Source organism: Bacillus vallismortis (assembly GCF_040784915.1).
Taxonomy (GTDB): Bacteria; Bacillota; Bacilli; order Bacillales; family Bacillaceae; genus Bacillus; species Bacillus subtilis_G.
In genome coordinates this window covers 2792002-2810248 of record NZ_CP160797.1, presented here as the reverse complement: position 1 = coordinate 2810248, position 18247 = coordinate 2792002, and the positions used below count along the sequence as shown (strand labels likewise).

Genomic DNA, 18247 nt, shown 5'->3' with positions numbered 1-18247 from the left:
TTTATCGGACAATCAGACGTCCGATAATAGGAATACGGCGAAGCTCATCTTTTTTAATTAAACGGAATACAAGCAGGAGGATGATATAGACAGCAGCACTCGTCGCAATCCATCCGGCGACATTCACAACCTCGGACGCTCCAAAGGTGACATATTGTTTGATGGCGGAGCTGATGAATCCGCATATCGCAATCACAGCGAAACTGAGTGCATACTCCTTGATTTTGATACTGATCGGCAGCACCTTACTGACTGTTGCCGCGTGCAAAAGCGTAACGAGCACCATGCCTGTTACGATCGCTAATGCCGCGCCCATGATGCCGAGAGACGGTCTGGTGGCAAGGACGAAAATTAGGCCTGTTTTGACAAGTGCTCCGATTAAGCTGTTCATCATCGCAGCACCCGCTAAATTAAGCGCCTGCAGCACAGCTTGAAGAGGGCCCTGGAAATAATAAAGCAGAAAAAACGGGGCCATGACTTTTATAAATACAGCTGCGCCTGAGGAACCATACATCACCCTCATCAGCTCATCCGCAAAAACATATAAAATGACAACCGCAATGCCTCCGCTGAGCAGGCATAGACGCATAGCCTGTTCCAGCCGGTATTCCACCACCTGCAGTTTTTTCTGCTCCATTCCTTCACTGATCGCAGGAACAAGTGCAGTCGACAAAGAATATGTAATAAAGCTGGGCAGGGTCAGCAGCGTCATGGCAAAGCCGGTCAGTTCCCCGTATTGCTTCGTGGCGGCAACTGTTGCCACACCGGCGATGGCAAGACTTTGAGCGACGACAATCGGCTCGAAGAACCAAGAGAGGTTGCCGATAAACCGGCTTCCGGTCGTTGGAAGGGACACGCTCATTAATTGGGTAAAGGTTTGTGTTCCGTTTTTAATTGACTGGAAAAAATGCTTTCTGATTTTAATTGTCTTTTTATACTTAAAGCAAATGAACAAATAAAGAAGTGACGCCAGTTCACCTGCGACGGAGGATATCATTGCTCCCGCTGCGGCATATTCAATTCCGTAAGGGAGAAAAATCGTCGTGCATACAGCGACAAGTGAAATGCGGACGACCTGTTCAAGAACTTGTGACACGGCAAGCGGGTTCATATTCTGTTTTCCTTGAAAGTATCCCCTCAGCACACTCGATATGGCAATAATCGGCACAACCGGCGTAATGGCCAGGAGCGGATACAGTGTTCTCTTATCTGTCAGCATCGTTTCCGCCATAACCGGAGCGAAAAACAGAAACAGCGGTGTAAAGATCAGGCTGAGCACTCCTGTGATGGTCAGAGACATGACTAAAATATTTTTTGTTTTTTGATGATCCCCGCGCGCGCTTGCTTCAGCGACAAGCTTGCTGATTGCGACCGGCAGACCGAATTGAGTTAATGTAGTGGCCAAGAAGAAGGTAGGCGCCGCCATCATGTAAAGCCCGACTCCTTCTTCACCGATAACACGGGCGATAACCACCCGGTTGACAAACCCGAGCATTCTTGTAACCATTCCTGCTGCGATCAGGATAAGAGTGCCCCTTAAAAACGTCTGTTTCGCCATTTTTACCCCCTGCCTTCTCAAACTGCCTGTAATCATATACAATAAAGATATGCGTATATATCGTCCAAGCATGACAAGTCTTCTTGAAAAACAATAAAAAAGGAGCGTGGAATTCATGGAGAAGCATCCCGCCGATCTATATAAAGACCACGTCAGGCCGTTTCTTTACAGCAAACTGGAAGAGTTTAAGATTCTCGGGTATGATGATGTTGAACTCGAAAGTTTGTGGTCATACTTAACACATAAGAAGTGGAAAAAGAAAACGGAACTGCACATTTATGAACTGACGAGCGATATTTTATCAGTGAAAATTGGCGAATTTATGAACTATGCAACCGTCGAGTCATTTAAAACGTCTAATTGGCTGGGAAGTGAAGAAGGCCAGGAAGCATTGGAAGAACTGCTGAGATAGCAGGCTGATTCACATAGGTTTAAGGGAGGATATACATAATGAAAAAAGGACGCTTGATTGCGTTTTTCCTTCTCGTTTTATTGATCGGCACGGGCTTGGGCTACTTTACGAAGCCTGCCGCTAACAATATTACGTTAGGATTGGATTTGCAAGGCGGATTTGAGGTGCTGTATGATGTACAGCCCGTAAAAAAAGGTGACAAAATCACAAAAGACGTTCTGGTCAGCACAGTAGAGGCGTTGAACCGGAGGGCAAATGTTCTTGGCGTCAGTGAACCGAACATTCAAATTGAAGGAAATAACCGGATTCGCGTTCAGCTCGCTGGGGTGACAAACCAAAACAGAGCACGTGAAATCTTGGCCACTGAAGCGCAGCTTTCTTTCAGAGATGCAAATGATAAGGAACTGCTGAACGGTGCTGACCTCGTCGGAAACGGGGCTAAGCAAACATATGACGGCACAACAAATGAGCCGATTGTCACCATCAAACTGAAAGACGCTGACAAATTTGGCGAAGTGACCAAAAAGGTCATGAACATGGCGCCAAACAACCAGCTTGTCATTTGGCTGGATTACGAAAAAGGCGATTCTTTTAAGAAAGAAGTTCAAAAAGAGCATCCTAATTATGTATCCGCTCCAAATGTAAGTCAGGAGCTAAATACAACTAATGTAAAAATTGAAGGGCATTTCACAGCTCAAGAAGCGAAAGATTTAGCCAGCATTTTAAACGCCGGCGCGCTTCCTGTAAAACTGACTGAAAAATATTCAACATCAGTAGGCGCGCAATTTGGACAGCAGGCGCTGCAGGATACGGTGTTTGCAGGCATTATCGGAATCGCAATTATTTTCTTATTTATGCTTTTCTATTATCGTCTGCCTGGATTTATTGCGGTGATTACGCTGTCAGTTTACATCTATATTACTCTCCAGGTCTTTGACTGGATGAACGCTGTACTCACACTTCCGGGAATTGCCGCGCTGATATTAGGTGTCGGGATGGCTGTTGATGCGAATATCATCACCTATGAACGGATTAAAGAGGAACTTAAGCTAGGAAAGTCAGTCCGCTCTGCCTTCCGTTCAGGAAACAGACGGTCATTCGCGACGATTCTTGACGCGAATATTACAACAATTATTGCCGCCGTTGTGCTTTTCATCTTTGGGACAAGCTCTGTAAAAGGGTTTGCGACAATGCTGATTCTGTCGATTTTAACAAGCTTTATCACAGCGGTTTTCTTATCTAGATTTTTGCTGTCGCTTCTTGTGGAGAGCAGATGGTTTGATCGGAAAAAAGGCTGGTTCGGCGTCAAAAAGAAACATATCATGGATATTCAGCATACAGATGAAAATACCGAGCCGTATACGCCGTTCCAAAAATGGGATTTCACAAGCAAACGTAAATTTTTCCTCATATTATCCAGTGCCATCACTGTTATAGGGATTATCATTCTGCTTGTGTTTAAGCTGAATCTGGGCATTGATTTTGCAAGCGGCGCACGAATTGAAGTGCAAAGCGACCATAAGCTGACGACAGAGCAGGTGGAGAAAGATTTTGCATCACTTGGCATGGACCCTGATACAGTTGTTCTTTCTGGTGACAAGAGCAATATTGGGGTTGCGCGTTTTGTCGGGGTCCCAGATAAAGAAACGATTGCCAAAGTAAAAACGTATTTCAAAGACAAATACGGAACAGAGCCGAATGTCAGCACAGTTTCACCGACAGTCGGTAAAGAGCTGGCAAGAAGTGCTCTGTACGCAGTCGCGATCGCTTCTATCGGTATCATTATTTACGTTTCGATCCGGTTTGAATACAAAATGGCGATTGCTGCTATTGCTTCACTGTTATACGACGCTTTCTTCATCCTCACCATTTTCAGCATTACAAGGCTGGAAGTAGATGTGACGTTTATTGCCGCCGTCCTGACGATTATCGGTTATTCGATAAACGATACAATTGTTACATTTGACAGGATTCGCGAGCATATGAAAAAACGTAAGCCGAAAACGTTTGCTGACCTGAACCATATCGTAAATCTAAGCCTGCAGCAAACCTTTACTCGTTCAGTTAATACTGTACTGACTGTAGTTATTGTTGTAGTGGCGCTGTTGATCTTTGGAGCGGCCTCTATTACAAACTTCTCAGTCGCACTGTTAATCGGGCTGTTAACAGGTGTATATTCATCCCTCTATATCGCCGCACAAATTTGGCTTGTATGGAAAGGGAAAGAACTGAAAAAAGATTCGGTGCAATAAAAAAATGTCAGGCTGTCCTTTGCAGGGCAGCTTGTTTTTTTGAAGTTTCATTGAACTTAAAATAGACATTTGCTATAATGACATGCGCTTACATTTAAACATATAAATGGTGTTAAGAGTATTTGTGGCTGGTTTTCAGATATGTGGGAGGGTTTATCTATGAGGGTTCGTGAATCAGTGCTGCCGGGCATAGGGCATAAAGTTGAAATCATCACTAGAAACTGCGATAAAATTTCAATTATCATTCATCATGACGGCCGGAGAGAGTTGTACTATTTTGACGAAAATGATCATGAAGAATGTGTGGCCACCGTGCAATTTGACGATGCTGAAGCCAGGCAAATTTCTGCCATTCTCGGCGGAATGGCATATAAACCGAAAGCATTAGAAAGCGTCGAGGCAGCCCTTAATGATTTAATCATAGAGTGGTGTAAAGCAGAGGCGGGAGCGCCTGCCATTCATCATACAATTGGTGATTTGAACGCAGGACAGGAATATCATGTGACTGTCATTGCGATCATTAAGAAGAATCAGGAAAAACAATTGAATCCGGGATCGGAAATAGTTATTGATGAGGGAGATACCCTTGTGATTTCCGGTGAGGGAAACGGATTGAAGAGGTTGATCCGGGAAAAATTAACCGCAAATGAGGCTTGACCTAGTGTCAAGCCATGTTTAAAACAAGCCTTGACAGGGAAAGTTACCTAATATTCTGAAGTTTTGGAGGAAGAGAATGAATAAACAATGGACCATTATTTTCGCACTTATTTTTACCTTAATTGTCGCTATTTTTGCAGTTATTAATGTAAGATCGGTAGAAGTTGATTACCTGTTTGGCAGATCGGAGTGGCCGCTTATTTTAGTTATTTTGGGCTCAGTTCTAATGGGCGCGCTGATCGTATTTTCTGCCGGCGTTTTTCAGGTGATGAAACTAAAGCGGGAAATAAAAGCGCTGCGGAAAGAAAAGAAAACTGTACAAGGAACGATACATAAACAAGAGGATGCGTTGCATGCTGACCTGAATGACACACAGGATGCATCAGCCAGACTTGAGAAAAAAGACTAGTTTTCGAATAATATTTGAAACCCCTCAGCCTGCTCTAGTATAATAGGGTGGTTGAGGGGTGAATTTATGTTAGCGTCAAAAATGCGATGGGAAATCCAGCGACCAGATCAGGATAAGGTCAAATCACTCACAGAACAATTGCATATAACACCTCTTGTTGCGTCCCTGCTTGTAAAAAGAGGCTTTGATACAGCAGAAAGCGCAAGGCTGTTTTTACATACAAAGGATGCCGATTTTAATGATCCTTTTGAAATGAAGGGCATGAAAGAAGCGGCAGAGCGAATAAAACAGGCGATATCACAACAAGAACAGATTATGATATATGGCGATTATGATGCCGATGGAGTTACCAGTACGTCAGTGATGCTGCACACACTGCAAAAGCTGTCGGCTCAAGTTGATTTTTATATACCTGACCGCTTTAAAGAAGGCTACGGCCCTAATGAACAGGCATTTCGTTCGATTAAGGAACGGGGCTTCTCTCTGATTATTACGGTTGATACAGGAATTGCCGCTGTACATGAAGCAAAGGTGGCAAAGGAACTCGGACTGGATGTCATCATTACAGATCACCATGAGCCGGGACCGGAACTTCCGGATGTTTACGCGATCGTCCACCCGAAGCAGCCGGGCTGCACCTACCCGTTTAAAGAACTGGCCGGAGTCGGAGTCGCGTTTAAGCTTGCCCACGCTTTATTGGGCGAACTCCCAGATGAATTGCTTGACCTGGCGGCAATCGGCACCATTGCCGATCTAGTCCCGTTGCATGACGAAAACAGATTAATTGCAACACTGGGACTTGAAAGGCTTCGTCGGACGAATCGGCTGGGCTTAAAAGAGCTGATCAAGCTGTCAGGCGGAGACATCGGAGAAGCGAACGAAGAAACAGTCGGGTTCCAGCTTGCACCAAGGCTGAATGCCGTCGGAAGAATTGAACAGGCGGATCCCGCTGTTCATTTGCTCATGACAGAGGATTCGTTTGAAGCGGGAGAGCTTGCCGCTGAAATTGACCAGCTGAACAAAGAGCGCCAAAAGATGGTCAGTAAAATGACGGATGAAGCGATTGAAATGGTTGAACAGCAAAGCCTCGATCAAACTGCAATCGTCGTGGCCAAAGCCGGATGGAATCCAGGAGTCGTCGGAATTGTGGCTTCAAAGCTTGTGGACCGTTTCTACCGCCCGGCCATTGTGCTTGGCATTGATGAAGAAAAAGGGATCGCTAAAGGTTCGGCCCGGAGCATCAGGGGTTTTAATTTATTCGAAAGCCTTTCTGAATGCAGAGATATTCTTCCTCATTTCGGCGGCCATCCAATGGCGGCGGGGATGACGCTGAATGCCGAAGATGTGCCGGATTTGCGAAACAGGCTGAATCAAATAGCGGACAATACGCTTACGGAAGAGGATTTTATTCCTGTACAGGAAGTCGATCTCGTCTGCGGTGTCGAGGACATTACGGTTGATAGCATTACAGAAATGAACCTGCTGTCCCCCTTTGGCATGCTAAACCCGAAACCGCACGTTCTCGTAGAAAACGCTGTGCTGGAAGATGTCCGGAAGATTGGAGCAAATAAAAATCATGTCAAAATGACGGTCAGAAACGAGTCATCTCAGCTTGATTGCGTCGGTTTTAATAAAGGTGAGCTTGAAGAAGGCATCGTCCGCGGCTCAAGAATTTCAATTGTCGGTGAGATGTCTATCAACGAATGGAACAATAGAAAAAAACCGCAGCTTATGATTAAGGATGCCGCTGTTTCTGAATGGCAGCTGTTTGATTTAAGGGGGAAACGGATGTGGGAAGACACAGTTTCTGCCCTTCCATCTGCTAAACGGGCCATTGTCTCTTTCAAAGAAGACTCAACAACACTTCTTCAGACTGAAGATCTTCGCCGTGAAGTGCACGTCATCAGTTCTGAAGATCAGGCGAAGGCGTTAGATCTCGATGGTGCTTATATTGTATTACTGGATCCGCCGCCTTCGTTGGACATGCTCGCACATTTGCTGGAAGGCAAGATGCCTGAGCGGATATATTTTATTTTTCTTAATCAAGAGGATCACTTTTTATCAGCTTTTCCAGCAAGAGACCACTTTAAATGGTATTATGGGTTTCTTCTGAAAAGAGGTTCTTTTGACGTGAAACAACACGGCTCAGAGCTTGCGAGACATAAGGGCTGGTCCGTTGAAACAATCAATTTCATGACAAAGGTGTTTTTTGATCTCGGTTTTGTTAAAATAGAGAATGGTGTGCTGTCTGTGATTAGCGGAGTCAAGAAACGCGACTTAACAGACTCACAAACCTATCAGGCGAAGAAGCAGCTGATGGAATTGGATCAAAAGCTGAATTATTCTTCTGCTGAAGAGCTGAAGGAATGGCTGAATAAGCTGATGAAACAAGATTCAGAGGCTTATGAAAGTACGAGGAGGACATAAAACAGATGGATTTAAAACAATACGTAACAATTGTACCGGATTACCCGAAAGAGGGCGTGCAATTTAAAGATATTACGACATTGATGGATAAAGGCGATGTATACCGCTATGCCACAGACCAAATTGTTGAATATGCGAAAGAAAAACAAATTGATTTGGTCGTCGGCCCTGAAGCGCGCGGCTTTATTATCGGCTGTCCCGTTGCTTACGTGCTTGGCGTAGGTTTTGCGCCGGTCCGCAAAGAAGGCAAGTTGCCTCGTGAAGTGGTTAAAGTGGATTACGGCTTGGAATACGGAAAAGACGTATTAACGATCCATAAAGATGCGATTAAACCGGGTCAGCGTGTGCTCATTACAGATGACCTGCTTGCGACAGGCGGCACAATTGAAGCCACAATCAAACTTGTTGAAGAACTTGGCGGCGTGGTTGCTGGTATCGCTTTCTTAATCGAGCTTTCTTACCTTGACGGCAGAGAAAAGCTTAAAGATTATGACATGTTAACATTGATGAAATACTAAGGATAATCGCATAACGAAAAAGCACTCCATGTCAGGGTGCTTTTTTCCTATTGTTTTGCATTTATTTTATATAATATTTGGCGATTTGAACTTCTGCTCTTTACATCTTTCGTTTTTTTCTTGATAATAAACTACAATACAGTTTACATTCTAAAAAAGGTGATTCCATGGCGAACGAACAAGTATTGACTGCCGAGCAAGTTATTGATAAAGCGCGCAGCTATTTATCTGATGAGCATATCGCATTTGTCGAAAAAGCATATCTGTACGCTGAGGATGCTCATCGCGAGCAATACCGCAAATCGGGCGAGCCATATATTATTCATCCGATTCAGGTTGCGGGAATTCTCGTGGATCTTGAAATGGATCCTTCCACAATCGCGGGCGGATTTCTTCACGATGTCGTGGAAGATACAGATGTGACGCTTGATGACCTGAAAGAAGCATTTTCCGAAGAAGTGGCAATGCTTGTGGACGGCGTAACGAAGCTCGGCAAAATTAAATATAAATCTCAAGAGGAACAGCAGGCGGAAAATCATCGCAAAATGTTTGTCGCTATGGCTCAAGATATCCGGGTCATACTGATCAAGCTGGCGGATCGTCTTCACAATATGCGGACGCTGAAACATCTCCCTCAGGAAAAACAGCGGAGAATTTCCAATGAAACGCTGGAGATTTTTGCGCCTTTGGCGCATCGACTCGGGATTTCCAAAATTAAGTGGGAATTGGAAGACACGGCGCTCCGTTATTTGAATCCTCAGCAATATTACAGAATTGTCAACCTCATGAAGAAGAAACGCGCAGAACGTGAGCTTTATGTCGAAGAGGTAGTCGATGAAGTGAAGAAACGTGTCGAAGAAGTGCACATCAAAGCTGACTTCTCGGGACGTCCGAAACATATTTACAGCATTTATCGCAAAATGGTGCTGCAAAATAAGCAATTTAACGAAATTTACGATTTATTGGCTGTCCGCATTCTTGTGAATAGCATAAAGGACTGCTACGCGGTGCTCGGCATCATTCACACATGCTGGAAACCGATGCCCGGCAGATTCAAAGATTATATCGCAATGCCGAAGCCGAATATGTATCAATCGCTTCATACAACGGTTATCGGGCCTAAAGGCGATCCGCTGGAGGTGCAGATCCGCACCTTTGAAATGCATGAAATTGCGGAATACGGAGTTGCGGCTCACTGGGCTTATAAAGAAGGGAAAGCGGCCACCGAAGGCGCAACCTTTGAGAAAAAGCTTTCTTGGTTCCGTGAAATTTTAGAATTCCAAAATGAATCAACAGATGCTGAAGAATTTATGGAATCGCTCAAAATCGATTTGTTTTCTGACATGGTGTATGTCTTTACACCGAAAGGAGATGTAATCGAGCTTCCGTCCGGTTCTGTTCCGATTGATTTTTCTTACCGGATTCACTCTGAAATCGGCAATAAAACAATCGGTGCCAAAGTAAACGGAAAAATGGTAACGCTGGATCATAAGCTTCGGACAGGTGATATCGTTGAAATTCTGACGTCTAAGCACTCCTATGGTCCGAGCCAGGATTGGGTGAAGCTTGCCCAAACCTCCCAGGCGAAGCATAAGATCCGTCAATTCTTTAAGAAACAGCGGCGCGAAGAAAATGTCGAAAAAGGTCGTGAACTGGTAGAAAAAGAAATTAAGAATCTGGATTTTGAAGTGAAGGATGTCTTAACGCCGGAGAATATCCAGAAGGTTGCTGACAAGTTTAACTTCTCAAATGAAGAGGATATGTACGCAGCGGTCGGCTATAACGGCATTACAGCCTTGCAGGTCGCAAACCGCCTGACGGAAAAAGAGAGAAAGCAGCGCGATCAGGAAGAACAGGAAAAGAGCGTTCAGGAAGTCACTGCGGAATCTAAGCCGTACCCGCAAGGCAGGAAACGGGAAGCGGGCGTTCGCGTCAAGGGGATCGACAATCTTCTTGTCCGTTTATCAAAATGCTGCAATCCTGTACCGGGTGACGATATTGTCGGATTTATCACAAAAGGCAGAGGGGTTTCGGTCCATCGTGAAGATTGCCCGAATGTCAAAACGAATGAAGCCCTGGAGCGGCTGATTCCGGTAGAGTGGGAACATGAGTCGCAGGTTCAAAAGCGCAAGGAATATAATGTTGAGATAGAGATTCTTGGGTATGACCGCCGCGGATTGCTGAACGAGGTGCTTCAGGCAGTGAATGAAACGAAAACAAATATCTCATCTGTTTCTGGCAAATCGGATCGCAATAAAGTGGCAACTATTCATATGGCGATTTTTATTCAGAACATCAATCACTTGCACAAAGTCGTCGAGCGTATTAAACAGATAAGAGATATCTATTCTGTGCGCCGCGTCATGAACTAAAGGGGTTAGAAAATGAGATTAGTTGTTCAGCGAGTAACTGAAGCAAGCGTAACAGTGAATGAAGAGGTTGTCGGTCAAATTGGACAAGGCATCATGGTGCTGGTCGGCATCACTCACGATGATACAGAAGAGGATGCAGCTTATTTGGCCGATAAAATGGTTCATCTTCGTATATTCGATGACAGTGAAGGGAAAATGAATCTGTCTCTTTTAGATATAGGAGGAGAGATTTTATCCGTCTCACAGTTTACGCTTTACGGAGATACGAAAAAAGGGCGCCGGCCGAACTACATGAACGCCGCAAAACCTGATAAAGCTTTAGGTCTCTATGAAAAATGGAACGACCTGCTTCGTGAAAAAGGAATCAAAGTGGAGACCGGAATGTTTGGAGCGATGATGGATGTTCAGCTTACAAACTCAGGACCGGTCACGCTCATGATGGATTCAAAATAAAAAAGCTGCCAAAAGGCAGCTTCAGCTTGTAGAGAAAACGATGTTTTTTCTACAAGCTTTTTTGTTTTGTAATGTTTCTTTAGATATTCAGCTGATTTCAAAAGCAGAAAAAGAGCTCCCACATACCTAGCCCTGCTTGGCTAGGTATGTGGCAATCTTCTTCATGTTCTGGCATGCGGCTGTGAGGAGAACTTGTTCACTCACATTCCGTTTTCCTCTCAACCTGCAATAGCGAAGCCCATGCAGCTGTTTTGAATCTGCAAAGCTTCGCTCTATTTTTTCTTTTCTTTTTTTATAGAGGGTTTTTCCTGAAACAGATAAGCGATTTTGTCTGACCTTTTCTTTGTGGTCTTCCCATACATGCCGGGTGATGACCTTCTGGCGGTTCTTTGATCTTGTGCATTGCTCAAGCAATGGGCATGCGGAACAGGTTTCAGGATTTGATTTATATGACCGGTAGCCTTTTCGGTCAGTTGTTGAGTATGTAAGTACCTGCTGGTTCGGGCAAATGTAACTGTCTTTTTCACTGTCATAATGAAACTTCCATTTTGGAAACAAGCCCCTAGTAGGGTGATATCGTCTATGGGCAATAACGCCAAAAATATGGCGATCGGCTAGTCCTTTACAGATCGGAGTCGTTAAATAACCAGAATCAAGAGCGACGGCTTCTACTTCAAAATTAAATCGTGCAATTTGGTGGTCTAATCGGTCAAGATAAGGCACAGAATTATGGATATTTCCAGGCGTGACATAGGCGTCGGTGATAATGTTATGTTTCATATCCGTTGTTCGGTGATCTAAGTAAAAGAAACCCTCCGGTTTGTTTTCACGATACATATATCCACTTTCCGGATCAGTGGTGCTGTGGCGGATCTCTTTTTCAGCTTTCACCTCCTCTTTGGCCGGTAATGGCTTTTTTCCGTGTTCCTCCCGATCTTCCTGGATGGCTTCATTTAAATCTTTGATATAGCTTTGTGTATCCTGTTCAATCGTTTTCCTTGTGTATTTGTGCTTGTTGGCATTGGCTTTCAGATGAGTGGAATCGGTAAATAGGACACGTCCGCCCACCATGTCATGATTGATGGCCTGAAGAACGATCTCGTCAAAAATGTCTTGGAAGATGGTTGTATCTTTAAAGCGTGTGCGTCTGTTCCAGCTGATAGTGGAGTGGTGCGGAACTGGGTCGTTGATGTTCAATCCGAGAAACCATCTGTACGCCATATTGTAGTAAATTTCTTTTTCAAGCTGTCTTTCTGAACGGATACCGTAGAGGTAGCCGATAAACATCATTTTGAATAAAATCAGCGGGTCGAGTGAGGGGCGGCCTTTGTTTTCGCTGTAGTAAGGCTTCACCTTTTCAATGATAAAAGAGAAGTCAATGTGTTGATCAATTTTTCGAAGCAAATGATCCTCTTCGACGAGTTGATCGAGAAGAACAAATTCGGCTGCGTTTTGAGAAGAATTTCTTGTGTGGAACATAAGAAAGACACCGTCCTTTTTAGTCTTTCTTTTATTTTATTACAGAGGAATGGATATTTTAAGGAAAAATAAAGGCTGTCGAGATTTTCTCGACAGCCTGAAGCTGCCAAAAGGCAGCTTTTTTCATTGGAAATATTTCTCCAATCCGCTCTCGATACCGTCTGTTACTTTTTCTTGGTAAGAGCTGCTATGTACGATGGCCTCTTCCTGCGGATGGCTTACATATCCCAGCTCATACAGCATAGCGGGCTGTCTGTTTTCCCGAAGCACATAATAATCTCCGAATAACACGCCGCGGTCAGGAATGGAAGAACGCTTCACCACTTCAGAATGTACATCTGACGCCAGTCCCTGATCTTTGGCAGGGCTATAGTAGTAAGCGGTGCTGCCTCTCGTGGAAGCATCCGCATAGCTGTCATAATGAATGCTGATAAAGGCGTCAGCGTTGCGATAGTGAGACGTAGAGACCCGTGACTGTAAGCTGACAAAGGTATCATCCTGGCGTGTCACATACACATCTGCTCCAGCCGATCTAAGTTTGCCGGCGAGCAGTTTTGCTGTTTTAATCGTCAGGTTTTTCTCGAATTTACCCGAGTAGCCGATCGTTCCGCTGTCTTTTCCTCCGTGTCCCGGGTCAACAATAATCGTTTTATTGTTCAGAGAGCCGTTTCCGGACGGGGAATCAGCGACAGGCGGTTCTCCTGACTCTTCCGCACTTTTAGACGTTTGGACCACCCAGTTGGCGACATAAGCAGTCTGTCCGTTATCAAGCTTTATCTCATACCAGCTGCCCTTTGAACCGGTTATCGGATAGGAATCGCCTTTGGCAGCACGTTCTACGATCGAAGATGATGTTGACGCATCACTTCTTACATTCGTTCCTCCGTAGACGATATAGGCTTTTTTAGCGGAGGAGGAGCTGCCGGCATTTGCTGAATCTTCAGCTGGATCAGAACTAGTCAAAAGGTAATGGCTTGCAACCCAGCCTTTCAACCCGTTCACTTCGATGTGAGCCCAGCCATTTTTCTCGTTGAGAATCGTCACTTTCGTTCCGCGATCCAGTTTCGTTATAATCGCCGCGTCATGTGAGGCGGAGGCTCTTACATTTAGTGAGGAAACACCGACCGTGCTCGTTGATGCATCGGGAGATTCGGTTTGATCATTCCCATCAGATACTGAACTGCTGCCGCTTGACGTGACATATTCAGATGACACCCATCCGGTGGCGTTTTGATAGGATATCTTGATCCAGCCCGAATCTTTATCAATGACAGACGCTTGGCTGCCTTGCGGGAATTTGCCGATGACGTCGTATGAAGTGCCCGGTCCGGTTCTCATTCGCAGATCTGGATCTGTTGATGTAACAGTATCACTGCTTTCCGAAGAGCTTGAGCTGCCCTGATCTTCTTTTGTAATAAGCCATGACACCACCCATCCTTTGTCTCCGGAACCAAGCTGTATCTGCACCCAGTCTCCTTCTTCTTTTAAAATCGGGTAATGCTCTCCCTTTTTTACTTTCGCTGTAATCCCGTAGCTAAGCCCCGGGCCGCTTCTGACGTTCATTTCATCTGTTGCGATGACCGCTTCTCCCTGAGCGGCTGTAACGGAAGAAAAAGGCGGGAAAAGCGCCCCCGCGACGATAATACATACAATAAGAACAAAGTATTTCTTGCTCATTGTGTCCTCCTTTCAGATGATCATAAAAAAAGCTTTCTTGCTTAATATCGTAAAGTCCTTTCTGATTTTTAAATAAAAATAAAATGATTTGTTTATACTAGGCGTAAATACAATCAAAAAGGTGTGCAAATCATGAAATATCATCCAAAAATGGGCCGCGCGTTTCACGACGGTGAAGCAAATCTGCATTACAGCGATCACGCTGAACCTGATACGACTGGTTATCTTACTGAAACGGCATCTGAATTTGGTCTTATGTCCAAAGAAGCAGCGATAAGGAAAAACAACCGGAATAAAGCTTGACAGAGAACCTCAATCCCATTATTATAATAGAAATTGAGTACATAGCAAAATGATGAAAGATTTGAACCAATAATGGAGAAGAGTAGGTCAGATTGCATGGCTAGAGAGGAACCGCCCCAGGCTGAAAGCGGATCCCATTGCGTCTTTCTCGAAACAACACTCCGGAGGTTTCCTGCTGAACGCGTTAATCCCGTCATTAGGCAGTGAACGTGAACCTGCGTTAAAGGATCGAGCGGGAATATGAACATATTCCAACTAGGGTGGCACCACGGGTATAACTCTCGTCCCTACTATACATGTATAGTAGGGGCGGGAGTTTTTTTATTTTCATCATTAACGATCATTGTATATTTTTATAAGGGATACATAAGGAGGTCTACATATGGGATATAACATTCCAAGAGGAACACAGGATATTCTGCCCGGAGAATCAGATCGCTGGCAGTTTGTTGAACAAATTATGAGAGACACTTGCCGCACTTATCAATATAAAGAAATCCGCACACCGATTTTTGAGCATACAGAACTATTTGCCAGAGGTGTCGGAGAGTCTACAGATATCGTACAAAAAGAAATGTATACCTTCCAGGACCGCAAAGGCAGAAGCCTGACGCTTCGACCAGAAGGAACAGCTGCAGCGGTTCGCGCTTTTAATGAAAATAAGCTATTTGCAAATCCTGTCCAGCCGACAAAGCTTTATTATGTCGGGCCGATGTTCCGTTATGAACGTCCGCAGACGGGCCGGTACCGCCAGTTCTATCAGTTTGGAATTGAAGCAATAGGCTCGAGTGACCCTGCGATTGATGCCGAAGTCATGGCGCTTGCGATGAGTATTTATCAAAAAGCAGGTTTGCAAAACGTCAAGCTTGTCATAAACAGTCTCGGCGACCAAGAAAGCCGCAAAAGCTACAGAGAAGCGCTCGTGAAACATTTTGAGCCTCGCATCGAAGAGTTTTGTTCAGACTGCCAGTCACGTCTGCACACAAACCCGCTCAGAATCTTGGACTGCAAAAAAGACCGCGATCATGAACTGATGAAATCAGCACCTTCGATTTTGACATATTTAAATGAAGAATCAGCCGCTTATTTTGAGAAAGTAAAGCAATACTTAAACGATCTTGGCATTGCGTATGAAATTGATCCTAATCTTGTGAGAGGGCTGGATTATTACAACCACACCGCATTTGAAATCATGAGCAATGCGGAGGGGTTTGGCGCGATTACAACTCTTGCCGGCGGCGGACGCTACGATGGTTTGGTCGAACAGATCGGCGGGCCTGAAGCGCCGGGCATCGGGTTTGCGATGAGCATTGAACGCCTGCTTGCCGCCATTGATGCTGAAAAAAGAGAACTGCCTGTCGATCAGGGAATCGATTGCTATGTCGTCACGCTCGGCGAGAAAGCAAAGGATTATTCTGTTTCATTGGTGTACAAACTGAGAGAAGCAGGAATCTCCAGCGAAATCGATTATGAAAATAAGAAAATGAAAGGCCAGTTCAAAACAGCTGACCGCCTGAATGCCAGATTTATTGCGATTTTGGGTGAAGATGAGCTAGCCCAAAATAAAATCAATGTTAAGGATGCACAGACGGGCGAACAGATTGAAGTGGCACTTGATGAATTGATACATGTGATGAAGGCAAACCAAAAGGGATAAGGAGTGGAATCTATTGTTTGGAAGAACATATTATTGCGGCGAAATAACTGAAAAAGCAATTGGTGAATCTGTAACGCTGAAAGGCTGGGTCCAAAAAAGACGGGACCTCGGCGGATTGATTTTTATTGACTTGCGCGACCGTACGGGAATTGTTCAGGTCGTTTTTAACCCTGATGTGTCAAAAGAAGCGCTTGCTATCGCGGAAGGCATCCGAAACGAATACGTGCTTGATATTCAAGGGAAAGTAGTGGCGCGTGAAGAGGGAACAGTCAATCAGAATTTGAAAACAGGCGCGATCGAAATTCACGCTGATGGAGTGAACGTATTAAATGCTGCAAAGACACCTCCATTTGCGATTTCAGATCAAGCGGAAGACGTATCAGAGGACGTCCGTTTAAAACACCGTTACTTGGATTTGCGCAGACCGGCTATGTTCCAAACGATGCAGCTGCGCCATAACGTGACGAAAGCTGTCCGCAGCTTTTTAGATGAAAAAGGATTTCTTGATATTGAAACGCCGATTTTAACAGGAAGCACACCTGAAGGCGCCCGTGACTACTTGGTGCCGAGCCGAGTGCATGAAGGTGAGTTCTATGCGCTGCCTCAGTCTCCGCAGCTATTTAAACAGCTTCTGATGGTGTCAGGCATTGAACGCTATTATCAAATTGCCCGCTGTTTCCGAGATGAAGACTTGCGTGCGGACCGCCAGCCTGAGTTTACGCAAATTGATATTGAAATGTCCTTTATGAGCCAGGAAGATATTATGTCATTGGCTGAGGATATGATGGCAAAGATTATGCGCGAAACAAAAGGTGTGGAGCTCAAGCTTCCTCTTCCTCGAATGACGTATGATGAGGCGATGAACAGTTATGGTTCTGATAAACCGGATACTCGATTTGATATGCTTTTGACAGATGTGTCTGACATTGTGAAGGATACAGAGTTTAAAGTATTCTCATCTGCTGTGGCAAACGGCGGCGTGGTAAAAGCAATCAACGTAAAAGGCGGAGCGGTCGATTACTCCAGAAAAGATATTGACGCTCTTGGCGCTTTTGCTGCAAACTACGGGGCAAAAGGACTTGCTTGGGTGAAAGTTGAGGCAGACGGAGTGAAAGGCCCGATCGCCAAATTCTTTGATGAAGACAAGCAGTCCAAGCTGATTGAGGCGCTTGATGCTGCTGAAGGTGATTTGCTGCTGTTCGGAGCGGATAAATTCGAAGTGGTTGCCGCATCGCTCGGCGCCCTGCGCTTAAAGCTTGGGAAAGAACGCGGACTGATTGACGAAAACCTGTTCAATTTCTTATGGGTTATCGACTGGCCGCTTTTAGAGCATGATCCGGAGGAAGGCCGTTTTTACGCAGCCCACCATCCGTTCACAATGCCTGTCCGTGAAGACCTTGAACTGATTGAAACAGCGCCTGAAGACATGAAAGCACAAGCCTATGACCTCGTCTTAAACGGCTATGAGCTTGGCGGAGGCTCAATCCGTATTTTCGAAAAGGACATTCAGGAAAAAATGTTTGCGCTTCTTGGCTTCTCACAAGAAGAAGCGGCTGAGCAGTTCGGGTTCTTACTTGAAGCATTTGATTACGGCGCTCCTCCGCACGGCGGAATCGCGCTTGGCTTAGACCGTCTCGTCATGCTTCTCGCAGGACGTACGAACCTAAGAGATACGATTGCATTCCCGAAAACGGCAAGTGCAAGCTGCCTGATGACAGAAGCGCCAGGCGAAGTAAGCGACGCCCAACTGGACGAGCTTCACCTTTCTATCAAGAAAAAAGTAAAGAGCTGAATGAGCAGTTCGATTCTTGAAAATCAAAATCGTCTATGATATGATTTTGACAAGTTAAATAAAGTCCTGATGTGTTAGTTGTACACCTAGTTTTGACCGAACATTTTTTTGATTTGGGAGCCCGTATTTTTAAATGGCGTACATGCCTCTTTTCATTCGGTAAAGAGGACTTACAAGATTTGAAAGAGGGCACCCACCTGCTGAGAGCGGGTTCAAAACAAAGGAAAGCTGCAACGGCACTATTGGGACTTTATTTTTTGTGCGCAGAAAAAACGGCTGCA

The 18247-nt window shown here is 44.9% G+C and carries 14 protein-coding genes, 1 other RNA gene and 1 other annotated feature; of the genes, 12 read left to right on the top strand and 3 right to left on the bottom strand.

The genetic code is table 11. The annotated features are described in order from the left end of the window. Position 1: 1 nt before the first annotated feature. Complete coding sequence (gene spoVB, locus ABZM97_RS13825; RefSeq protein ID WP_367386887.1) at positions 2-1558, bottom strand: stage V sporulation protein B; 1557 nt, start codon at positions 1556-1558, stop codon at positions 2-4. A 115-nt stretch (positions 1559-1673) separates the two neighbouring features. Between spoVB and comN the strand changes: the two genes are divergently transcribed. The 8 genes from comN to dtd all read left to right on the top strand — a co-directional run bounded on the left by comN (position 1674) and on the right by dtd (position 11058). Continuing rightward, positions 1674-1970 carry a post-transcriptional regulator ComN gene (gene comN / locus ABZM97_RS13820; RefSeq protein WP_087992285.1) on the top strand — a complete coding sequence of 99 codons (297 nt, stop codon included), beginning with the start codon at positions 1674-1676 and terminating at the stop codon, positions 1968-1970. Positions 1971-2008: 38 nt separating this feature from the next. Further along, complete coding sequence (gene secDF, locus ABZM97_RS13815; RefSeq protein ID WP_367386886.1) at positions 2009-4222, top strand: protein translocase subunit SecDF; 2214 nt, start codon at positions 2009-2011, stop codon at positions 4220-4222. Positions 4223-4381: 159 nt separating this feature from the next. Next, positions 4382-4879 (top strand): cation:proton antiporter regulatory subunit, encoded by a 498-nt coding sequence (locus tag ABZM97_RS13810; RefSeq protein WP_367386885.1) that lies wholly within the window; start codon positions 4382-4384, stop codon positions 4877-4879. Between the two features lie 76 nt (positions 4880-4955). After that, positions 4956-5288: a lipopolysaccharide assembly LapA domain-containing protein gene (locus ABZM97_RS13805; protein WP_087992282.1), complete on the top strand. Its 333-nt coding sequence runs from the start codon at positions 4956-4958 to the stop codon at positions 5286-5288. Between the two features lie 66 nt (positions 5289-5354). Continuing rightward, the gene (gene recJ, locus ABZM97_RS13800; protein WP_087992281.1) at positions 5355-7715 is read left to right on the top strand and encodes a single-stranded-DNA-specific exonuclease RecJ; all 2361 of its coding nucleotides are present in this window, start codon (positions 5355-5357) and stop codon (positions 7713-7715) included. A gap of 5 nt (positions 7716-7720) precedes the next feature. After that, the gene (locus ABZM97_RS13795) at positions 7721-8233 is read left to right on the top strand and encodes an adenine phosphoribosyltransferase (RefSeq protein ID WP_087992280.1); all 513 of its coding nucleotides are present in this window, start codon (positions 7721-7723) and stop codon (positions 8231-8233) included. A gap of 167 nt (positions 8234-8400) precedes the next feature. After that, positions 8401-10605: a GTP diphosphokinase gene (gene relA, locus ABZM97_RS13790; protein WP_087992279.1), complete on the top strand. Its 2205-nt coding sequence runs from the start codon at positions 8401-8403 to the stop codon at positions 10603-10605. A 12-nt stretch (positions 10606-10617) separates the two neighbouring features. Beyond that, positions 10618-11058, top strand: a complete 441-nt coding sequence (gene dtd / locus ABZM97_RS13785; protein WP_087992278.1) for a D-aminoacyl-tRNA deacylase — start codon at positions 10618-10620, stop codon at positions 11056-11058. A gap of 126 nt (positions 11059-11184) precedes the next feature. On the opposite strand, the gene ABZM97_RS13780 is transcribed toward dtd, so the two are convergent. Next, positions 11185-12537, bottom strand: a complete 1353-nt coding sequence (locus ABZM97_RS13780; RefSeq protein WP_367386884.1) for an IS1182 family transposase — start codon at positions 12535-12537, stop codon at positions 11185-11187. A gap of 123 nt (positions 12538-12660) precedes the next feature. Next, complete coding sequence (locus ABZM97_RS13775; protein ID WP_367386883.1) at positions 12661-14214, bottom strand: SH3 domain-containing protein; 1554 nt, start codon at positions 14212-14214, stop codon at positions 12661-12663. A 132-nt stretch (positions 14215-14346) separates the two neighbouring features. On the opposite strand from ABZM97_RS13775, the gene ABZM97_RS13770 reads away from it, so the two are divergent. From ABZM97_RS13770 to ssrS, 4 genes are all read left to right on the top strand, one after another. Then, complete coding sequence (locus ABZM97_RS13770; RefSeq protein WP_087992276.1) at positions 14347-14517, top strand: YrzK family protein; 171 nt, start codon at positions 14347-14349, stop codon at positions 14515-14517. A gap of 60 nt (positions 14518-14577) precedes the next feature. Then, positions 14578-14809: a binding site (T-box leader), on the top strand. Between the two features lie 90 nt (positions 14810-14899). Next, complete coding sequence (hisS, locus tag ABZM97_RS13765) at positions 14900-16174, top strand: histidine--tRNA ligase (RefSeq protein WP_087992275.1); 1275 nt, start codon at positions 14900-14902, stop codon at positions 16172-16174. Positions 16175-16187: 13 nt separating this feature from the next. Then, entirely contained in the window at positions 16188-17966 is a 1779-nt protein-coding gene (aspS, locus tag ABZM97_RS13760; protein WP_289347784.1) for an aspartate--tRNA ligase, read from the top strand. Positions 17967-18026: 60 nt separating this feature from the next. After that, positions 18027-18219: non-coding RNA, 6S RNA (gene ssrS / locus ABZM97_RS13755), on the top strand. The last annotated feature ends 28 nt before the right edge of the window (positions 18220-18247 follow it).